Here is a 19452-nt window from a genome sequence, read left to right on the forward strand (position 1 = left end):
AACACTTAGACGCTGTAGTACAGCTCAAACTCTACCGGATGCGGAGTCATACGCACGCGGTCATCTTCTTCGCGACGCAGAGCGATGTACGCATCGATCGCTTCATCAGTGAACACGCCACCGGCTTTCAGGAACTCGCGGTCCAGATCCAGTTCGTTCAGTGCTTCTTCCAGAGAGCCTGCAACCTGTGGGATCTCTTTCGCTTCTTCTGGCGGCAGGTCATACAGGTTTTTGTCCATGGCTTCGCCCGGATGGATCTTGTTTTTGATGCCATCAAGACCGGCCATCAGCAGGGCAGCAAAGCACAGGTACGGGTTAGCCGCCGGGTCCGGGAAACGGACTTCGATACGACGTGCTTTCGGAGAAGAAACCACCGGAATACGGATAGACGCAGAACGGTTACGCGCAGAGTAAGCCAGCATGACCGGTGCTTCGTAGCCCGGGACCAGACGCTTATAAGAGTTGGTGGTCGGGTTTGCCAGGGCGTTAATCGCTTTAGCGTGTTTGATTACGCCGCCAATGTAGTACAGCGCCTGTTCAGACAGACCTGCGTATTTGTCGCCCGCGAACAGGTTAACGCCGTTTTTAGACAGCGACATGTGGCAGTGCATACCGGAGCCGTTATCACCGAACATCGGTTTTGGCATAAAGGTCGCGGTTTTACCGAAGCGGTGCGCTACGTTGTGCACAACATATTTGTAGATCTGAATTTCGTCGGCTTTTTTGGTCATGGTATTGAAGCGGGTAGCCACTTCGTTCTGACCAGCAGTCGCTACTTCGTGGTGATGGGCTTCAACCACCAGACCCATCTGTTCCATCACCAGACACATTTCAGAACGGATATCCTGAGCCGAGTCTACCGGAGGCACCGGGAAGTAACCGCCTTTCACTGCCGGACGGTGACCTTTGTTACCACCTTCGTATTGGGTGGAGGAGTTCCATGCGCCTTCGATATCGTCGATAGCAACGTGAGAACCGGAGATAGATGATCCGAAGCGGATGTCATCGAACAGGAAGAATTCAGGTTCTGGCCCGAACAGTACGGTGTCGGCAATGCCAGTAGAACGCAGGTAATCTTCAGCGCGCTTCGCGATGGAGCGCGGGTCACGGTCATAGCCTTGCAGGGTGCCAGGTTCAAGGATGTCGCAACGGATAATCAGGGTAGAGTCGGCGAAGAACGGGTCAATCACTGCGGTGGATGCGTCTGGCATCAGCACCATGTCGGATTCGTTAATGCCTTTCCAGCCGCCAATCGAGGAGCCGTCAAACATTTTGCCTTCTTCGAAGAATTCAGCATTCACCTGATGAGCAGGGATAGTGACGTGCTGTTCTTTACCTTTGGTATCGGTGAAGCGCAAATCAACAAACTTCACTTCGTGCTCGTTCAGCATCGTCAGTACGTGTTCAGCGGACATACTTTAACTCTCCTGGATTGGTCATTGTCGTCGTGGTAACGAAATCTGCAATTATTTTGGCCGTGTCGCCGTAAAAAAGATAAAGCGAAATCTGTGCCAACTTTTAAATTGCCCCTAAAAGGCGTTATCATGCTTAACATCGTGCAAAAGGGCTGCACCATGATGTGAATGTTGCACCAATATAGTGCTTCAATGGAAACATTAAGCACCATGTTGGTGCAATGACCTTTGGATAACCCTTTTTATGCTCCGTGAAAGCGATCACAAAGGGACTCTGCAATACTTGTTTGCGGAGGATGTTTGTGATCCTGTTTTGTAGTGCGATTAATCCGTGTACAATAACGCGCTATTTCTAATGCCTGAGGCAAAGTTGTGATCGAAAAATTGCGTAATATCGCCATCATCGCGCACGTCGACCATGGTAAAACCACCCTGGTAGACAAGCTGCTCCAACAATCCGGTACGTTCGACTCTCGTGCCGAAACCCAAGAGCGCGTGATGGACTCCAACGATTTGGAGAAAGAGCGTGGGATTACCATCCTCGCGAAAAACACCGCTATCAAATGGAATGATTACCGTATCAATATCGTTGATACCCCGGGGCACGCCGACTTCGGTGGTGAAGTTGAACGTGTAATGTCCATGGTAGACTCAGTGCTGCTGGTGGTTGACGCATTTGACGGCCCGATGCCGCAAACGCGCTTCGTAACCAAAAAAGCGTTTGCTTACGGCCTGAAGCCGATTGTTGTTATCAACAAAGTTGACCGCCCTGGCGCGCGTCCTGACTGGGTTGTGGATCAGGTATTCGACCTGTTCGTTAACCTCGACGCGACCGACGAGCAGCTGGACTTCCCGATCGTTTACGCCTCTGCGCTGAACGGTATCGCGGGTCTGGACCATGAAGATATGGCGGAAGACATGACCCCGCTGTATCAGGCGATTATTGACCACGTTCCTGCGCCGGACGTTGACCTTGACGGTCCGTTCCAGATGCAGATTTCTCAGCTTGATTACAACAGCTATGTTGGCGTTATCGGCATTGGCCGCATCAAGCGCGGTAAAGTGAAGCCGAACCAGCAAGTTACTATCATCGATAGCGAAGGCAAAACCCGCAACGCGAAAGTCGGTAAAGTGCTGGGCCACCTCGGTCTGGAACGTATCGAAACTGATCTGGCGGAAGCTGGCGATATCGTAGCGATCACGGGCCTGGGCGAACTGAACATTTCTGACACCGTTTGCGACACGCAAAACGTTGAAGCGCTGCCGGCACTCTCCGTTGATGAGCCGACCGTTTCTATGTTCTTCTGCGTTAACACCTCGCCGTTCTGCGGTAAAGAAGGTAAGTTCGTAACGTCTCGTCAGATCCTGGACCGTCTGAACAAAGAACTGGTACACAACGTTGCGCTGCGCGTAGAAGAAACCGAAGACGCCGATGCGTTCCGTGTTTCTGGTCGTGGCGAACTGCACCTGTCTGTTCTTATCGAAAACATGCGTCGTGAAGGTTTCGAACTGGCGGTATCCCGTCCGAAAGTTATCTTCCGTGAAATCGACGGTCGTAAACAAGAGCCGTATGAAAACGTGACTCTGGACGTTGAAGAACAGCATCAGGGTTCTGTAATGCAGGCGCTGGGCGAACGTAAAGGCGACCTGAAAAACATGAATCCAGACGGTAAAGGCCGCGTACGTCTCGACTACGTGATCCCAAGCCGTGGTCTGATCGGCTTCCGTTCTGAGTTCATGACCATGACTTCCGGTACAGGTCTGCTGTACTCCACCTTCAGCCACTACGACGACGTTCGTCCGGGTGAAGTAGGTCAGCGTCAGAACGGCGTACTGATCTCTAACGGTCAGGGTAAAGCGGTTGCGTTCGCGCTGTTCGGTCTGCAGGATCGCGGTAAGCTGTTCCTCGGTCACGGTGCAGAAGTTTACGAAGGTCAGATTATCGGTATTCACAGCCGCTCTAACGACCTGACTGTAAACTGCCTGACCGGTAAGAAACTGACTAACATGCGTGCTTCCGGTACTGACGAAGCCGTTGTTCTGGTTCCGCCTATCCGCATGACTCTGGAACAAGCTCTGGAGTTCATCGATGATGACGAACTGGTAGAAGTGACTCCGACCTCTATCCGTATTCGTAAACGTCACCTGACGGAAAACGATCGTCGTCGCGCTAACCGCGCACCGAAAGACGATTAATTTCGCTTTTCAGTCATAAAAAACCTGCCAGCGATGGCAGGTTTTTTTTTGCCTGTCGTGAGCGCTCACCAATGCGAGTATCTCCCTTATAAGTCTGTGGTTACGTCAATAGAGAGCTTTGTCACAATTATCAGCAAAGTCATACGCCGTTAATTGCTTTCTTTTTTGGCGTAAGCGTAAGATGCCTCATCTGGTTTAAACCAAAAGGATTAAACAATGACGGGAAATCAATCCACCGTAGAAAATGCAAAAGAGAAACTGGATCGGTGGTTGAAAGATGGCATCACCACGCCGGGTGGAAAACTCCCTTCAGAAAGAGAGCTGGGAGAGCTGCTGGGCATTAAACGTATGACGCTGCGCCAGGCGTTGCTGAACCTCGAGGCAGAATCCAAAATCTTCCGTAAGGATCGTAAAGGTTGGTTCGTGACTCAGCCGCGATTTAATTACAGCCCGGAGCTGTCGGCGAGCTTTCAGCGGGCCGCTATTGAACAAGGGCGGGAACCTTCCTGGGGATTTACTGAGAAAAAACGTACCCGCGACATTCCTGAAACGCTCATGCCACTGATTGCAGTGACGCCGTCAACCGAACTCTACCGCATTACCGGTTGGGGGGCGCTGGAAGGACATAAAGTTTTCTATCACGAAACGTATATTAATCCTGAAGTTGCCCCAGGTTTTACTGAGCAACTTGAAAACCACTCATTTTCTGCAGTCTGGGAAAAGTGCTACCAAAAAGAGACGGTAGTAAAAAAATTGATTTTCAAACCCGTCAGAATGCCGGGCGATATCAGCAAGTATCTTGGCGGTTCTGCGGGTATGCCTGCGATCTTAATTGAAAAGCATCGCGCTGACCAGCAAGGCAATATTGTCCAGATAGATATTGAATATTGGCGATTTGAGGCCGTAGACCTCATCATTAATCTGTAGGTGTTTTATGGTGACAATAAATAACGCAAGAAAGATTCTACAACGTGTCGACACTCTTCCTCTTTATTTACATGCCTATGCCTTTCATTTAAATATGCGGCTGGAAAGAGTGTTGCCTGCTGATTTACTTGATATCGCGAGTGAAAATAATCTGCGGGGCGTCAAAATTCATGTTCTGGATGGCGAACGTTTTTCTCTTGGTAATATGGACGATAAAGAACTCTCTGCCTTTGGGGATAAAGCCCGCCGTCTGAACCTTGATATTCATATTGAAACTAGCGCCTCAGATAAGGCATCTATTGACGAAGCCGTCGCCATCGCGTTGAAAACCGGGGCATCGTCCGTACGTTTTTATCCACGTTATGAAGGTAATTTGCGCGACGTATTATCGATCATCGCTAACGATATTGCCTATGTACGGGAAACGTATCAGGACAGCGGCCTGACTTTTACGATCGAGCAGCATGAAGATTTAAAAAGCCATGAGCTGGTGTCGCTGGTCAAAGAAAGTGAGATGGAATCTCTTTCCTTACTGTTTGATTTTGCGAACATGATCAATGCAAATGAGCATCCCATGGACGCTTTAAAAACGATGGCGCCGCATATTACCCAGGTGCATATCAAAGATGCATTGATTGTTAAAGAACAGGGTGGTCTGGGCCATAAAGCCTGTATTTCAGGTCAGGGAGATATGCCATTCAAAGCGTTATTAACGCACCTTATCTGCCTGGGCGATGATGAGCCGCAGGTGACGGCATATGGCCTGGAAGAAGAGGTTGATTATTATGCTCCGGCGTTCCGCTTTGAAGACGAAGATGATAATCCGTGGATCCCTTATCGCCAGATGAGTGAAACACCGTTGCCAGAAAAACATTTACTGGATACGCGGTTACGTAAAGAAAAAGAAGATGCAATTAATCAGATAAATCATGTGCGTAACGTACTACAACAAATCAAACAAGAGGCAAGCCATCTTCTGAACCACTAATAAGTTTTAACCCATACGCAGTTAATAAAACCATTCCATAAGAATGGTCGATATCTTATTGCCTTTAAAACAGTGATTTTAAAAATCGCTTAGGGGATGTTATGCTCACGAAAAAGAAATGGGCGTTATTTAGTCTATTAACACTGTGTGGCGGTACAATTTATAAATTACCGTCGCTGAAAGATGCGTTTTATATCCCGATGCAGGAATATTTCCATTTGACTAATGGTCAAATTGGTAATGCTATGTCGGTAAACTCATTTGTCACCACAGTGGGCTTTTTTCTGTCTATTTATTTTGCCGATAAACTACCGCGCAGATACACCATGTCATTCTCCCTCATTGCGACGGGATTACTGGGTGTTTATTTGACGACAATGCCAGGTTATTGGGGCATCCTCTTTGTCTGGGCGCTATTTGGCGTTACCTGCGACATGATGAACTGGCCTGTCTTGCTCAAGTCAGTAAGTCGATTGGGCAATAGCGAACAACAAGGTCGTTTGTTTGGCTTCTTCGAAACAGGGCGTGGCATTGTTGATACCGTGGTGGCATTTTCTGCGTTGGCAGTATTTACCTGGTTTGGCAGTGGCTTGTTGGGCTTTAAAGCGGGTATCTGGTTCTATTCCCTTATTGTGATTGCCGTGGGCATTATCATTTTCTTTGTACTGAATGACAAAGAAGAGGCACCGTCCGTGGAGGCGAAAAAAGAAGACGAAGCATCGCAAAACACCAGTATGACCTCGGTGCTGAAAGACAAAACCATCTGGCTTATCGCTTTCAACGTCTTCTTCGTTTACGCGGTTTACTGTGGCCTGACATTCTTCATTCCATTCCTGAAAAACATCTATCTGCTACCCGTTGCGCTGGTGGGGGCTTACGGCATCATTAACCAATACTGTCTGAAAATGATCGGTGGACCGATTGGTGGCATGATTTCAGATAAGATCCTGAAATCACCGAGTAAATATCTATGCTACACCTTTATCATCAGTACCGCTGCGCTCGTACTGTTGATTATGCTGCCGCACGAAAGCATGCCGGTCTATTTAGGGATGGCGTGTACGCTGGGCTTTGGCGCGATTGTCTTTACGCAGCGCGCCGTATTCTTTGCACCTATTGGCGAAGCAAAAATTGCTGAAAATAAAACAGGCGCGGCGATGGCTTTGGGTAGCTTTATCGGTTACGCCCCGGCGATGTTCTGCTTCAGTCTGTATGGCTACATTCTGGATTTAAATCCGGGGATTATTGGCTACAAAATCGTGTTTGGCATTATGGCCTGCTTCGCATTCTGTGGTGCGGTGGTTTCCGTAATGCTGGTTAAGCGAATTAGTCAACGTAAGAAAGAGATGCTGGCGGCTGAAGCTTGATTAATGGCCGGATGTGTTTAATCCGGCCATTGAAAACAATACCAGCCTTATCAACCGTAGCCCGTATCCAGCAAAACAAAATTTTTTGCACCAGACTGATTGAGCTGGCCCTTGGGACGACTGTTTTGTCTTTTATGACGGGGTGAAGGTTAAGTTACGGTGGCTTGGTTAACTCGCGATGACCATGACCTCTTCTGCAAACAGTCTGGTGGTATTTGATAAACAGCCTGATGCCACCTGTGTTAATCCACTTACCCAGGCAACTAACGCCGGAATTAGCGGCACCAGATAAGCCACTGCTCATTGAAACCCATTGGCAATTTATGCCTGAATCTTAACCATCATCTATTGCGAAAAAGCCAGTGAAATTACTCTGCTTTTTCGCAATCAGCGTCACAAGATTACCCTTATTGCTGCATAGCCAAACTCATCCTTTCCCGCTACAGTTAATTTCTTGTGGCGAGAAAGGAGGCAAAAATGCTCTATATCTTTGATTTAGGTAATGTGATTGTCGATATCGACTTTAACCGTGTGCTGGGAACCTGGAGCGATTTAACGCGTATTCCGCTGGCATCGCTTAAGAAGAGTTTTCATATGGGGGAGGCGTTTCATCAGCATGAGCGCGGGGAAATTAGCGACGAAGCGTTCGCAGAGGCGATGTGCCATGAGATGGCTCTACCGCTAAGCTACGAGCAGTTCTCCCACGGCTGGCAGGCGGTGTTTGTCGCGCTGCGCCCGGAAGTGATCGCCATCATGCATAAACTGCGTGAGCAGGGGCATCGCGTGGTGGTGCTTTCCAATACCAACCGCCTGCATACCACCTTCTGGCCGGAGGAATACCCGGAAATCCGTGATGCTGCTGACCATATCTATCTTTCGCAAGATCTGGGCATGCGCAAACCTGAAGCACGAATTTACCAGCATGTTTTGCAGGCGGAAGGTTTTTCACCCAGCGATACCATCTTTTTCGACGATAACGCCGATAATATAGAAGGAGCAAATCAGCTAGGCATTACCAGTATTCTGGTGAAAGATAAAACCACCATCCCGGACTATTTCGCGAAGGTGTTATGCTAAAAACCATCCATGAAAAAGCCAGGTATCGTACCCGTCCGCTATGGGCCTGGCTGAAACTACTCTGGCAACGCATTAATGAGGACAACATGACCACCCTGGCAGGTAATCTTGCCTATGTGTCGTTGCTCTCATTAGTGCCGCTGGTTGCCGTTGTTTTTGCGCTTTTCGCCGCTTTTCCCATGTTTTCCGACGTCAGCATTCAGTTGCGTCACTTTATTTTTGCCAACTTTCTGCCTGCCACTGGCGACGTTATCCAGCAATATATTGAACAGTTTGTTGCCAATTCCAACAAGATGACCGCCGTCGGGGCATGTGGCCTGATCGTCACGGCGTTATTGTTGATGTACTCCATCGATAGTGCATTGAATGCCATCTGGCGAAGTAAACGGGTACGGCCAAAAATTTACTCGTTTGCTGTGTACTGGATGATTTTAACGCTGGGGCCGCTGCTGGCAGGGGCCAGTCTGGCGATCAGTTCCTATCTGCTCTCCCTGCGTTGGGCGAGCGATCTCAATACTGTCATCGACAATGTGCTGCGTATTTTTCCGCTGCTGTTGTCGTGGATCTCCTTCTGGTTGCTTTACAGCATCGTTCCCACCATCCGCGTACCGAATCGCGACGCGATTGTCGGCGCGTTTGTCGCCGCACTCCTGTTCGAAGCAGGAAAGAAAGGTTTCGCGCTTTATATCACCATGTTCCCGTCATATCAGCTCATTTACGGCGTGCTGGCGGTGATACCCATTCTCTTTGTCTGGGTCTACTGGACATGGTGTATCGTCTTGCTTGGCGCGGAAATTACTGTCACTCTCGGGGAATACCGCAAACTAAAACAAGCAGCTGAACAAGAAGAAGACGACGAACCATGATTGCATTAATTCAACGCGTAACCCGTGCCAGCGTCACCGTGGAGGGAGAAGTGACGGGCGAAATTGGCGCGGGACTTTTGGTGTTATTGGGTGTCGAAAAGGATGACGACGAACAGAAAGCAAACCGTCTGTGCGAGCGTGTGCTCGGCTATCGTATCTTCAGCGATGCCGAAGGCAAGATGAACCTCAACGTGCAACAGGCGGGCGGTAGTGTACTGGTAGTTTCCCAGTTTACCCTTGCCGCAGATACCGAACGAGGGATGCGCCCAAGCTTCTCCAAAGGCGCATCACCGGATCGCGCAGAGGCGTTATATGACTATTTCGTCGAACGCTGCCGTCAGCAGGAGATGAACACGCAAACAGGACGCTTCGCTGCGGATATGCAGGTATCGCTGGTCAATGATGGTCCCGTGACATTCTGGTTGCAGGTATGAGCCAGCTTCCAGGGGTGTCACGGGAAACAAGAGAGAGTATCGCTATGTATCACCTTCGGGTTCCACAAACAGAAGAAGAATTAGAGCGCTACTATCAGTTCCGCTGGGAGATGTTGCGTAAACCCCTGCATCAACCAAAAGGTTCGGAACGCGACGCGTGGGATGCGATGGCGCATCACCAGATGGTCGTCGACGAGCAGGGTAATCTGGTGGCAGTAGGGCGGCTGTATATTAATGCCGATAACGAAGCGTCCATTCGCTTTATGGCCGTTCATCCCGACGTGCAGGACAAAGGGCTGGGAACGCTGATGGCGATGACCCTGGAGTCTGTAGCGCGCCAGGAAGGCGTTAAGCGCGTGACCTGTAGCGCCCGCGAAGACGCAGTAGAGTTTTTTGCCAAACTGGGATTTGTTAATCAGGGAGAGATCACCACGCCAACCACCACGCCAATCCGCCATTTTTTGATGATTAAACCCGTCGCCACTCTGGATGACATTCTGCATCGCGGCGACTGGTGCGCGCAGTTGCAACAAGCGTGGTACGAACATATCCCGCTGAGTGAAAAAATGGGCGTGCGCATTCAGCAATATACCGGGCAAAAATTTATCACCACCATGCCGGAAACCGGCAATCAGAATCCGCACCACACGCTGTTTGCCGGGAGTTTATTCTCGCTGGCTACGCTCACCGGTTGGGGGCTTATCTGGTTGATGCTGCGCGAACGCCATCTCGGCGGAACGATTATTCTGGCGGATGCGCATATCCGCTATAGCAAACCGATTAGCGGTAAACCGCATGCGGTAGCCGACCTCGGTGCGTTAAGCGGCGATCTTGACCGTCTGGCACGCGGGCGCAAAGCGCGGGTGCAAATGCAGGTCGAAATCTTTGGCGATGAGACGCCAGGCGCGGTGTTTGAAGGGACGTATATCGTTCTGCCCGCGAAGCCATTTGGTCCGTATGAAGAGGGCGGGAACGAAGAAGAGTAGGGCGTTTTAATTATCAATAAACGCTTCAGCCGGGAGATTAAAACGCTCGCTTAACGCCTTGATATGACGAACGGTGAGCGCCCGGCGACCATTAAGAATATTACTCACATTGGATTTAGAGCCAAGTTCTTGTGCCAAATCAGCCGCCTTAAGCCCATGTTGATCCATGAGGATCCGTAACAGACTTACGCCGCGTGGGGTCGATGCTAACCGCTGATTGAAATGCTGAAATTCCGGAGCGTTATTTTCATATTTGCGGATCCGCGCGCTGAGCAATTCAAATAAAGGGTTTTCCAGATCGTCACGATCGACTAAAAACTCGATCAGTTTCAGCGCATTATGGTATTCCTCTTGATCTGCTTTAGGGCCACATAATGGGATGCCTTTTACTGCGTGGGCGAAGGTACTGACGAGCGTTTCAAAATTGGCCGAGTCTTCTGCTGGTGTGTGATGTGTTCTCATTTTTATGGCTCCGATACCAGGTGGTGAGTCGGTCGTATTCGTTGTGGGTAACAATATGTTTGACAAAACATTTTTGGAGCCTGAAATCTATATAGGCTATAAGTCGTAAATGATTGCCTGCAATATTAATCACCCACCATTTATCTCTGTACTTAAAGTTATCCAGAGAGGAAATATATCTTTTCATCTCACCCGGATCGCTAAACGTTGTTTTTTCAAGAAGATTTAATAAATCAATAAGGGCATCTTCATAAAGTGGAAAACGTTTTATCGCCTCGTTAAAAGGCTTGTGGCTGATAACATGCATGGTGTAATTCCATTACGAGTTTTCAACCTGAAAACACTGTAAGGCAGACCTGTGATGTTTTCAAGTTGAAAATAATTTTTATCTGAATCCGGAGCTACCTTCCCGCTCTCCAGGCCACATCCCGTAGCGCCGTACGCGCGGCCTCGCTGATACCACCTAACTGAAAAAATCCGTGGATAACGCCAGGGTAGCGTTGGCAGGTACATTGCACTCCTTGCCCTGTCATGCGGTGATACAACGCTTCGCCTTCATCACAAAGCGGATCATATTCTGCGGTAATGATATGAACAGGCGGCAAGCCATTAAAATCATCGTGCCATAGAGGACTGGCTTCAGGATGCTTGCGATCAATATCTGGCAGGTATATCTCAAAGCCGCTCAGTAGAGTATCGCGTGTAATGATGTAATCGTGACCATTGCGGATATAGCTTTCGAAATGCGCAGTCGCATCAAGCATGGGATAAATTAAAATGAGTTGTGCCGGTTGCCAGTTGCCAGCACGCTTTAATCGCAAAGCGGTCACCAGCGCCAGATGCCCACCTGCGCTGTCGCCTGCAAGGGTTATCCGTTGTTTATCAACGCCGAGTTGTTCGGCGTGCTGCCAGACTAATTCTGCACCTCGTTGCGCATCATCATGGGCGGCGGGGAAAGTATGTTCCGGTGCCAGCCGATACTGGACGGCAATAACCCGACATTGCCCGTAATAGGCTAACTGGCGCAGTTGGTTGTCGTGAGTTGCGAACCCGCCGCTAACAAAACAGCCACCGTAGTAATAAATTATCGTCGGGAGTAATGTCGGGGCATTCAGCGGTGACACTATTCGTAAGGTCATCCCTTCAAGTTCGATAGTCTGAATATCTACCCGCGTTTCTGTCTCACCCGCAAGGACAGCGCTGGCGATATAGCCCTCCCTGCGTTGCGCAATACTTTGTTGACGCGATGAGGGGCGACCCGCAGCGATAAACTCTGCGACTAACTCTGCAATTCCTTTTTCCAGTGCCATAGTAGAACTCATTTTGCTGTATGAATGTACAGCTTTATACGCCCGTTTTTGCTGGATGGATACAGGGAAATTCACGGGCGTGAAAAATCTGGAAAGCGTCTCGCAAAAACAAAACAACATGCAAAAATCCGCTTTTTTTTAATGATTTTCCGGCGTAATTTTCGCACATACATTAATGAGTAATATATGTAAGGTGGTGGCAATGGCGATGAATACGGTTTTTCTTCATTTATCAGAAGAGGCAATTAAACGGCTGAATAAACTCAGGGGCTGGCGTAAGGTTTCACGATCTGCAATTTTACGCGAAGCGGTAGAGCAATATCTGGAGCATCAGCAATTTCCGGTGCGTAAAGCAAAGGGTGGCAGGCAAAGGGGGGAGACAGTAGGTGTTGATGATCAGTGTAAGGAGCATAAGGAATGACAAAAATTTTTTATTCTTGAATATAAAAAACCAGATGCCCTTATTCTGGTATTAATACAAGATTGTTTTACCTGAACTTATAATAACTGCAACTGTTACATCATATCTGGAAAACGCCTCGCAAAATACGAGAGGTTTTGCGGGAATAGCAGGTGTCGTCACACCCTATGAGCTGTAATCCGGGCGACCAGCGCCACCCGGAAAACGTCAGAGATTACTCCCCTTCACCCGGAAACAGGAACGGGTTAATGGAACTGCGGGCGTAGCCTTCTTGCTCCATTCGCGCGTCCAGTACCAGAGAGGCGAGGTCATCTGCCACGGCTTCAACTTTCGGCTCTTTTTCCTGATAAAGAATCTTCAGGTAAGTGCCGCAGTCATCGCAGCTTTCGGCTTTAATCGCGGCCTGTTCGTCATCCAGCGACCAGTAGTGCAGTTTGCCGCTCTGCTCGCAGTTGCTGCATTTTACGCGCACCACGTGCCATTCGGTTTCACACAGGTTGCAGTGCAGGTAACGCAGCCCCTGAGTGGTGCCAATTTGCACCATGCTGGACACCGGCATAGAACCACAAACCGGGCAATATTGACGCTGTTCGCCGTATTCAGCGCGGGCTTTGCCGGGGATCAGATTGGCCATCTGCGCCCAGTAGAGCGACAGTGCAGCCCAGATAAACGGCGCTTTATCGCTGCTGACGGAAGAGAAATCAGAGGCAAACAGTGCGCTGGCCATATCTTCCAGCTCCTGGGTCGATGCCTTCTCCAGATTCTCAATCACCGCCAGCGCCGGGCCGCTCATTTCAGGTTTCAGCTCAGCAATCAGCGCCATCAGCAGTTTTTGCCAGTGCTTATCACGCGGCAGAACGTGAATATCCAGCGGTGGCTTGCCCTGTGCGCTGGCTTCTTTAATGCGCGCGGTCAGATCCATCTCCAGCGGATGGTCGTACAGCACCACTTCCTGGGCGTGGGCGATAAGCGCAGCAAAGCGCAGGTAATCACCCAGCGGATTATTTTCTGCCAGCTCGCGCAGACGCTCGGCGCGGCGGTTGTATAAATTTTTGAGCCGAGGGAACAATAACGGCGGAATCATATCCGCCGTACGTTTCTCGCTCGAACCCAGCTCATCTTGCGGGATTATGCGAATACTCATTCAGCTTTCTTTTCCGTTGTCTTGCGGACCTCACGGTACCAGCGCGGGTGATGTTTCTTCGCCCATGCGCTGGTAACCCATCCTTCCACCATGGCGGTAATCGTGCCTTTCACCCAAAGGGCGGCGTAGATATGCACCATGATAACCACAATTAACGCCACTGCGGCAAATGAATGCAGCATTAACGCGAATCGGATCACCGGGATTGAGAAAGCAGGCGCAAAATAAGGACGCCAGATAATCACACCGCTCACCAGCAGCAGGACCAGGAAAATAATCGCCGCCCAGAAAACGCATTTCTGACCGAAGTTATAACGCCCGGTGTCACCTACTTCCTCGTTGACGACGATCTTACGAATATTCTTCGCCCAAAAGATATCATCCCGATTGATTAGGTTGTGATGCCAGTAACGGAAAAACATGATGATGAACGAGGCAAACATAACCACGCCGACAAACGGGTGCAGAATGCGCGCCAGCTGCGGTGTGCCCATGATTTGCATCAACCAGTTGAAGGAGGGGAAGAAAAACCCCAGCCCGCTCACCGCCGCCAGGATGAAACAGAAGGCGGTGACCCAGTGGTTGATACGTTCCGGCGCGGTGTAGCGCACGATGGTGTCACGTCGTTTCATTTGCGCTCCTCGTCTTTCTCTTCGTGCAGATTGTTCTCTTCCTCATCCGCACGGTTCGGACCGACACCCACGTAGTGGAAGATACTGGCCGCAAAGGTAGCCGCAAAGCCAACAGCCGCGAGCGGTTTCCAGATGCCTTTCCAGAATTTCACGGTTTGGCTGATTTCCGGGTTCTCCGGCAAGCCATGATACAGATTCGGCTTGTCAGCATGGTGCAGCACGTACATGACGTGTGTACCACCAACGCCAGCCGGATCATACAGACCCGCATTGTCGTAACCACGGGTTTTCAGCTCAGCTACGCGCTCGCTCGCCAGCGTTTTCATCGACTCTTTCGTACCGAAGTGAATCGCACCCGTCGGGCAGGTTTTCACGCAGGCCGGCTCTTGCCCAACCACCACGCGGTCAACGCACAGCGTACATTTGTAGACGCGGTTGTCTTCCGGGTTGAGGCGCGGAATATCGAACGGGCAGCCCGCAATGCAATAACCGCAGCCAATGCACTGCTCGGACTGGAAGTCGACGATACCGTTGGCATACTGAATAATTGCCCCTTCCGCCGGGCACGCTTTCAGGCAGCCTGGATCGGAACAGTGCATACAGCCGTCTTTGCGGATCAGCCATTCCAGTTTGTCGTTCTGCTCCACTTCCGAGAAGCGCATTACCGTCCACGATTTGGCGCTTAAATCATTGGGGTTGTCGTACACCCCAATGTTATTGCCGACGGTATCGCGAATGTCGTTCCACTCTGAACACGCCACCTGACAGGCTTTACAGCCGATGCAGGTGGTGACGTCGATGAGTTTCGCCACTTCTTCCTGGAAGTCCCGCGCCTGAGGCGCGGGGGTCAGACCGTTAGTCGCGGAGCGACGAATAATGTCTTGCGATTGATAAGCCATATGTCGTCTCCGTTATACCTTTTCCACATTCACAAGGAAGGACTTAAACTCCGGCGTCTGCGTGTTCGCATCACCAACGAATGGCGTTAACGTATTGGCAATAAAGCCTTTTTTTGCAACGCCTTCATAGCCCCAGTGAATTGGAATACCGATGGTATCGATATCTTTGCCGTTCGCTTTCAGCGTGCGAATACGTTTGGTCACCACCGCTTTGGCTTTGATATAGCCACGGTTGGAGGAGACTTTCACGGTATCGCCCTGGGCAATGCCAAGTTTATTCGCCAGCGACTCACCGATTTCCACAAACTGCTCTGGTTGCAAAATCGCGTTCAACAGCGCGTGTTTGGTCCAGTAGTGGAAGTGCTCGGTCAGACGATAGGTGGTTCCGACATATGGGAACTTATCGGCTTTACCCAGAGCTTCGGCGTCGTCTTTAAAGATACGCGCAGCCGGGTTCGAGATAACGTTTGGATGCAGTGGGTTAGTTCCCAGCGGCGTTTCAAACGGCTCGTAGTGTTCCGGGAACGGACCTTCCGCCATCTTATCGAGGGCAAACAGACGTCCCATGCCTTCCTGCTGCATGATAAACGGCCCGACGCCACTGCCCGGAGGCGCTGCGCTGTAGTCCGGAATATCCCAGCCGGTCCACTTAGTGCCGTCCCATTTCAGCAACTGACGCTTCGGATCCCACGGGTTACCCTGCGGGTCTGCGGAGGCGCGGTTATACAGAATGCGGCGGTTAAGCGGCCATGCCCATGCCCAGCCCAGCGTGTTACCGAGGCCAGACGGATCGGCGTTATCACGACGCGCCATCTGGTTGCCTTCTGGCGTCCAGCTACCGGCGAAAATCCAGCAGCCACAGGAGGTCGTACCGTCATCGCGCAGTTGGGCGAACGAGCTAAGTTGTTGGCCTTTCTTGACGATAACCGCACCGGTTGCCGGATCGGTAATATCGGCCAGCGCCTTACCGTTACTCTCCATCGCCACTTCTTCTGAAGATGGCTCATGCGGAATGGCGTAGTTCCAGGTCATGTTCAGCACCTGGTCCGGGTTCGCGCCACCCTGTTCGGCATACATCTTGCGCAAGCGCAGGAAGATACCGGAGAGGATCTCGCCGTCAGTCAGCGCAATCCCCGGGGCGTCCGCACCTTTCCAGTGCCACTGCAACCAGCGACCGGAGTTAACGATTGAACCGTTCTCTTCCGCGAAGCAGGTCGATGGCAGACGGAACACTTCGGTCTGGATCTTCGACGAGTCAACTTCGTTCAGCTCACCGTGGTTCTGCCAGAAGTTGGAGGTTTCAGTATTCAGTGGGTCGATGGTCACGAGGAACTTCAGTTTCGACAGACAACCGATCACTTTGTTTTTGTTCGGGAATGAGGCAACCGGGTTAAAGCCCTGGCAGATATAGCCATTGACCTTGCCCTCTTTCATCATCTCGAAGTATTGCAGGACGTCGTAGCCTTTATCCCACTTCGGCAACCAGTCAAAGCCCCAGCTATTTTCCGCCGTCGCTTTATCACCAAAGAAGGCCTTCATCATGGAGACGAAGAATTTCGGGTAGTTGCTCCAGTAGTTAACCTGTCCTTCCAGCAGCGGTTTCGGCGTGCTGGCGGCGAGGTAGGTTTGCAGATCGGTCTGCTTCTCGCTTGGCAGCGTCATGTAACCTGGCAGGCTCTGCGACAGCAGCCCCAGGTCCGTCAGCCCCTGAATATTGGAGTGACCGCGCAGGGCGTTAACGCCGCCGCCTGCCATCCCCATGTTGCCGAGCAGCAGTTGGATCATCGCCATCGTACGAATGTTTTGCGCGCCAACGGAGTGTTGCGTCCAGCCGAGCGCGTAGAGGAACGAGGCAGTTTTATCGTGAGCACTGGTTTCGGCGATATATTCGCAGACTTTCAGGAACGCGTCTTTTGGCGTACCACAGATGTTTTCAACCACATCTGGCGTGTAGCGGGAAACGTGCTGTTTCAGCAAGTTCCACACGCAGCGCGGATGTTGCAGCGTGGTATCGCGTTTGGCGAAGCCGTTTTCGTCCAGTTCGTAGGTCCAGCTGGATTTATCGTACTTGCGTTTTTCCGCGTCGTAGCCGGTGAACAGGCCATCTTCAAAGCCGTAATCCTCACGCACGATCAGGCTGGCGTTGGTATAGGCTTCGGTGTATTCGCGGTTGAATTTTTCATTGTTCAGCAGGTACAGCAATACGCCTGACAGGAAAGCAATGTCAGTACCGGAACGAATAGGGGCATAGTAGTCAGCCACCGCCGCCGTACGCGTAAAGCGAGGATCGATCACAATCAGCTTCGCGCCGTTGTGAATTTTGGCTTCCATCGCCCAGCGGAACCCGACCGGGTGAGCTTCAGCGGCGTTACCGCCCATCACCACGACGAGGTTGGCGTTCTTGATGTCGACCCAGTGGTTGGTCATCGCACCGCGACCAAATGTTGGAGCAAGACTTGCTACCGTTGGTCCGTGTCAGACGCGCGCCTGGTTGTCTACCGCGAGCATACCCAGCGCGCGGGAGAATTTTTGCGTTAAATAGCCGGTTTCGTTACTCGACGCGGAAGCACACAGCATCCCGGTGGAGAGCCAGCGGTTAACAGTCACGCCTTCGGCGTTTTGCGCAATGTAGTTAGCATCGCGGTCTTCTTTCATCAGTTTGGCGATGCGATCAAACGCCTCTTCCCAACTGATTTGCTGCCATTTATCAGAACCTGGCGCACGGTATTCCGGGAACTTCAGACGGCTTTCGGAGTGGATGAAATCCACCAGGCCAGCGCCTTTCGGACAAAGTGCACCGCGGTTGACCGGGTGATCCGGATCGCCTTCGATATGGAAGATAGATGCTTTGGCGTTTTTTGCTCCGTCACCGAGGCTGTACATCAACAGCCCACAGCCTACGGAACAATAGGTGCAGGTATTACGGGTTTCGCGGGTGCGCAGCAGTTTATACTGCCGGGTTTCCGCGAGTGCTACGCTGGGTGCAAAACCCAGTGCCGCTGCCGTGGTGCCTGCCATACCGCCAGCGCAGATCTTAAAGAACTGCCTTCTGCTGACCTGCATGGATTGCTCCTTGTTTCGACATTGTCACGTCCCATTTACATTCGCTTGCTGAGTGTGCAGGGAGTGGGAGTTATTTTTCTTTGCGGAAGGGGCCGCAAAGGTCCAGAATTGGCTCAATTTCCCTCCATCCAGGAAGGGTTTGTAACAGAATACCATAATGTTGGTGTGTGTGTTCTTATCTGGTTAAGAGAAAGTGAAAAAAACACAGCAAAAAGAAACCAAAAATGTGACAAATATCACAGGTGTTCGTCAAATTGAGTTATGGCGGCGTGACGATTTACAACACCCACGGTTAGATGAGGTGGCGGAAGAAGTTCCCGTTGCGCTGGTCTACAACGGTATTTCGCATGTGGTGATGATGGCATCGCCCAAAGACCTTGAACTGTTTGCGCTCGGTTTTTCGCTTTCCGAAGGAATTATCGAAAGCCCACGCGATATCTTCGGCATGGATGTTGTTCCTTCCTGTAATGGTCTGGAAGTGCAAATCGAACTTTCCAGTCGCCGCTTTATGGGGTTGAAAGAGCGTCGTCGGGCGCTGGCGGGGCGCACGGGCTGTGGTGTATGCGGCGTGGAACAGCTTAACGACATCGGTAAACCGGTGCAGCCGCTGCCGTTCACCCAGACGTTTGATCTCAACAAACTGGATGATGCATTACGTCATCTCAATGATTTCCAGCCAGTGGGGCAACTGACTGGTTGTACTCACGCCGCCGCCTGGATGTTGCCATCTGGCGAACTGGTCGGCGGGCATGAAGACGTGGGTCGCCATGTGGCGCTGGATAAACTGCTGGGCCGCCGGGCGCAAGAAGGGGAAAGCTGGCAGCAAGGTGCGGTGCTGGTTTCCAGTCGTGCCAGTTATGAAATGGTGCAAAAGTCGGCGATGTGTGGCGTAGAGATTTTGTTTGCGGTGTCTGCCGCGACCACACTTGCCGTGGAAGTGGCCGAGCGCTGTAATCTGACGCTGGTGGGCTTTTGTAAACCGGGGCGGGCAACGGTTTATACGCATCCGCAGCGTTTGATTCATAATTAAAGAAATACCGCAATTCTGATTCTGGATTGCGGTTTTATTTTTCTATTAAATAATCCTCAATATATTATTCACCATTTAAATAATAATTTCACCACAATAAATTATCTCGTTAATTCCGGTTCATATCGATATACTCCAGTCGCATTAATCCTTTAAGAATTAATCATTATTTATATAAAACATTTTGTTTTAATCATCGCGTCAATAAATAAATGTTTCCGATGTGTGAATGAAA

At 50.7% G+C, this 19452-nt stretch carries 18 protein-coding genes and 1 pseudogene; 11 read left to right on the forward strand and 8 right to left on the reverse strand.

All coding sequences use genetic code 11. The annotated features are described in order from the left end of the window. Positions 1-5 precede the first annotated feature (5 nt). The gene (gene glnA, locus D9738_RS09610; RefSeq protein WP_001271717.1) at positions 6-1415 is read right to left on the reverse strand and encodes a glutamate--ammonia ligase; all 1410 of its coding nucleotides are present in this window, start codon (positions 1413-1415) and stop codon (positions 6-8) included. A 372-nt stretch (positions 1416-1787) separates the two neighbouring features. On the opposite strand from glnA, the gene typA reads away from it, so the two are divergent. The 9 genes and pseudogenes from typA to fabY all read left to right on the forward strand — a co-directional run bounded on the left by typA (position 1788) and on the right by fabY (position 10256). After that, the gene (gene typA / locus D9738_RS09615) at positions 1788-3611 is read left to right on the forward strand and encodes a ribosome-dependent GTPase TypA (RefSeq protein ID WP_001514692.1); all 1824 of its coding nucleotides are present in this window, start codon (positions 1788-1790) and stop codon (positions 3609-3611) included. Between the two features lie 216 nt (positions 3612-3827). Then, the gene (locus D9738_RS09620) at positions 3828-4538 is read left to right on the forward strand and encodes a GntR family transcriptional regulator (RefSeq protein WP_130260088.1); all 711 of its coding nucleotides are present in this window, start codon (positions 3828-3830) and stop codon (positions 4536-4538) included. A gap of 7 nt (positions 4539-4545) precedes the next feature. Further along, positions 4546-5526 (forward strand): TIM barrel protein, encoded by a 981-nt coding sequence (locus tag D9738_RS09625; RefSeq protein ID WP_130260089.1) that lies wholly within the window; start codon positions 4546-4548, stop codon positions 5524-5526. Positions 5527-5627: 101 nt separating this feature from the next. Continuing rightward, positions 5628-6893 carry an MFS transporter gene (locus D9738_RS09630; RefSeq protein ID WP_130260090.1) on the forward strand — a complete coding sequence of 422 codons (1266 nt, stop codon included), beginning with the start codon at positions 5628-5630 and terminating at the stop codon, positions 6891-6893. A gap of 103 nt (positions 6894-6996) precedes the next feature. Beyond that, positions 6997-7231, forward strand: a pseudogene (locus D9738_RS09635) (aldose 1-epimerase); the annotation flags it as partial. A gap of 139 nt (positions 7232-7370) precedes the next feature. Further along, positions 7371-7970, forward strand: coding sequence for a glucose-1-phosphatase (gene yihX, locus D9738_RS09640; RefSeq protein WP_130260091.1), 600 nt, complete (start codon positions 7371-7373; stop codon positions 7968-7970). Further along, on the forward strand, positions 7964-8836 hold the full coding sequence (locus D9738_RS09645) for a virulence factor BrkB family protein (RefSeq protein ID WP_130209986.1): 873 nt from the start codon (positions 7964-7966) through the stop codon (positions 8834-8836). Before yihX ends, D9738_RS09645 begins: the two co-directional genes overlap by 7 nt. Then, positions 8833-9270, forward strand: a complete 438-nt coding sequence (gene dtd, locus D9738_RS09650; RefSeq protein ID WP_000560983.1) for a D-aminoacyl-tRNA deacylase — start codon at positions 8833-8835, stop codon at positions 9268-9270. The genes D9738_RS09645 and dtd overlap by 4 nt, the downstream gene beginning before the upstream one ends. Positions 9271-9314: 44 nt before the next feature. Then, complete coding sequence (gene fabY / locus D9738_RS09655; RefSeq protein WP_001297068.1) at positions 9315-10256, forward strand: fatty acid biosynthesis protein FabY; 942 nt, start codon at positions 9315-9317, stop codon at positions 10254-10256. Between the two features lie 6 nt (positions 10257-10262). Here fabY and D9738_RS09660 read toward each other — a convergent pair whose 3' ends face one another. From D9738_RS09660 to D9738_RS09670, 3 genes are all read right to left on the reverse strand, one after another. After that, positions 10263-10718, reverse strand: coding sequence for a helix-turn-helix domain-containing protein (locus D9738_RS09660; RefSeq protein ID WP_130209988.1), 456 nt, complete (start codon positions 10716-10718; stop codon positions 10263-10265). Further along, positions 10675-11025 (reverse strand): type II toxin-antitoxin system HigB family toxin, encoded by a 351-nt coding sequence (locus D9738_RS09665; protein WP_130209990.1) that lies wholly within the window; start codon positions 11023-11025, stop codon positions 10675-10677. The genes D9738_RS09660 and D9738_RS09665 overlap by 44 nt, the downstream gene beginning before the upstream one ends. 94 nt (positions 11026-11119) lie before the next feature. Next, a complete protein-coding gene (locus D9738_RS09670; RefSeq protein WP_130260092.1) occupies positions 11120-12028 on the reverse strand; it encodes an alpha/beta hydrolase in 909 nt (302 codons plus the stop codon). Positions 12029-12230: 202 nt separating this feature from the next. Between D9738_RS09670 and D9738_RS09675 the strand changes: the two genes are divergently transcribed. Then, positions 12231-12449 carry a CopG family transcriptional regulator gene (locus D9738_RS09675; protein ID WP_130260093.1) on the forward strand — a complete coding sequence of 73 codons (219 nt, stop codon included), beginning with the start codon at positions 12231-12233 and terminating at the stop codon, positions 12447-12449. 214 nt (positions 12450-12663) lie between these two features. On the opposite strand, the gene fdhE is transcribed toward D9738_RS09675, so the two are convergent. From fdhE to fdnG, 4 genes are read right to left on the reverse strand one after another with little or no spacing between them, the layout of a single operon-like run. After that, positions 12664-13593, reverse strand: a complete 930-nt coding sequence (fdhE, locus tag D9738_RS09680) for a formate dehydrogenase accessory protein FdhE (protein WP_000027708.1) — start codon at positions 13591-13593, stop codon at positions 12664-12666. Further along, entirely contained in the window at positions 13590-14225 is a 636-nt protein-coding gene (gene fdoI / locus D9738_RS09685) for a formate dehydrogenase cytochrome b556 subunit (protein WP_130209996.1), read from the reverse strand. Before fdoI ends, fdhE begins: the two co-directional genes overlap by 4 nt. Further along, complete coding sequence (fdoH, locus tag D9738_RS09690; protein WP_000331381.1) at positions 14222-15124, reverse strand: formate dehydrogenase O subunit beta; 903 nt, start codon at positions 15122-15124, stop codon at positions 14222-14224. The genes fdoI and fdoH overlap by 4 nt, the downstream gene beginning before the upstream one ends. Positions 15125-15136: 12 nt before the next feature. Beyond that, positions 15137-18187, reverse strand: coding sequence for a formate dehydrogenase-N subunit alpha (gene fdnG, locus D9738_RS09695; RefSeq protein ID WP_130209998.1), 3051 nt, complete (start codon positions 18185-18187; stop codon positions 15137-15139). 193 nt (positions 18188-18380) lie between these two features. Between fdnG and fdhD the strand changes: the two genes are divergently transcribed. Continuing rightward, complete coding sequence (fdhD, locus tag D9738_RS09700; RefSeq protein WP_130260094.1) at positions 18381-19217, forward strand: formate dehydrogenase accessory sulfurtransferase FdhD; 837 nt, start codon at positions 18381-18383, stop codon at positions 19215-19217. Positions 19218-19452: the final 235 nt, after the last annotated feature.

The sequence above is a fragment of the Escherichia sp. E10V5 genome (assembly GCF_004212315.1).
In the GTDB taxonomy this organism is placed as follows: domain Bacteria; phylum Pseudomonadota; class Gammaproteobacteria; order Enterobacterales; family Enterobacteriaceae; genus Escherichia.

Coding starts and splice junctions, on each gene's coding strand:
- fdoI (WP_130209996.1), bottom strand. CDS start 14,225: ATGAAACGACGTGACACCATCGTGCGCTACACCGCGCCGGAACGTATC.
- D9738_RS09645 (WP_130209986.1), top strand. CDS start 7,964: ATGCTAAAAACCATCCATGAAAAAGCCAGGTATCGTACCCGTCCGCTA.
- glnA (WP_001271717.1), bottom strand. CDS start 1,415: ATGTCCGCTGAACACGTACTGACGATGCTGAACGAGCACGAAGTGAAG.
- dtd (WP_000560983.1), top strand. CDS start 8,833: ATGATTGCATTAATTCAACGCGTAACCCGTGCCAGCGTCACCGTGGAG.
- fabY (WP_001297068.1), top strand. CDS start 9,315: ATGTATCACCTTCGGGTTCCACAAACAGAAGAAGAATTAGAGCGCTAC.
- D9738_RS09675 (WP_130260093.1), top strand. CDS start 12,231: ATGGCGATGAATACGGTTTTTCTTCATTTATCAGAAGAGGCAATTAAA.
- D9738_RS09670 (WP_130260092.1), bottom strand. CDS start 12,028: ATGGCACTGGAAAAAGGAATTGCAGAGTTAGTCGCAGAGTTTATCGCT.
- fdoH (WP_000331381.1), bottom strand. CDS start 15,124: ATGGCTTATCAATCGCAAGACATTATTCGTCGCTCCGCGACTAACGGT.
- D9738_RS09660 (WP_130209988.1), bottom strand. CDS start 10,718: ATGAGAACACATCACACACCAGCAGAAGACTCGGCCAATTTTGAAACG.
- D9738_RS09665 (WP_130209990.1), bottom strand. CDS start 11,025: ATGCATGTTATCAGCCACAAGCCTTTTAACGAGGCGATAAAACGTTTT.
- D9738_RS09625 (WP_130260089.1), top strand. CDS start 4,546: ATGGTGACAATAAATAACGCAAGAAAGATTCTACAACGTGTCGACACT.
- fdhE (WP_000027708.1), bottom strand. CDS start 13,593: ATGAGTATTCGCATAATCCCGCAAGATGAGCTGGGTTCGAGCGAGAAA.
- yihX (WP_130260091.1), top strand. CDS start 7,371: ATGCTCTATATCTTTGATTTAGGTAATGTGATTGTCGATATCGACTTT.
- D9738_RS09630 (WP_130260090.1), top strand. CDS start 5,628: ATGCTCACGAAAAAGAAATGGGCGTTATTTAGTCTATTAACACTGTGT.
- D9738_RS09620 (WP_130260088.1), top strand. CDS start 3,828: ATGACGGGAAATCAATCCACCGTAGAAAATGCAAAAGAGAAACTGGAT.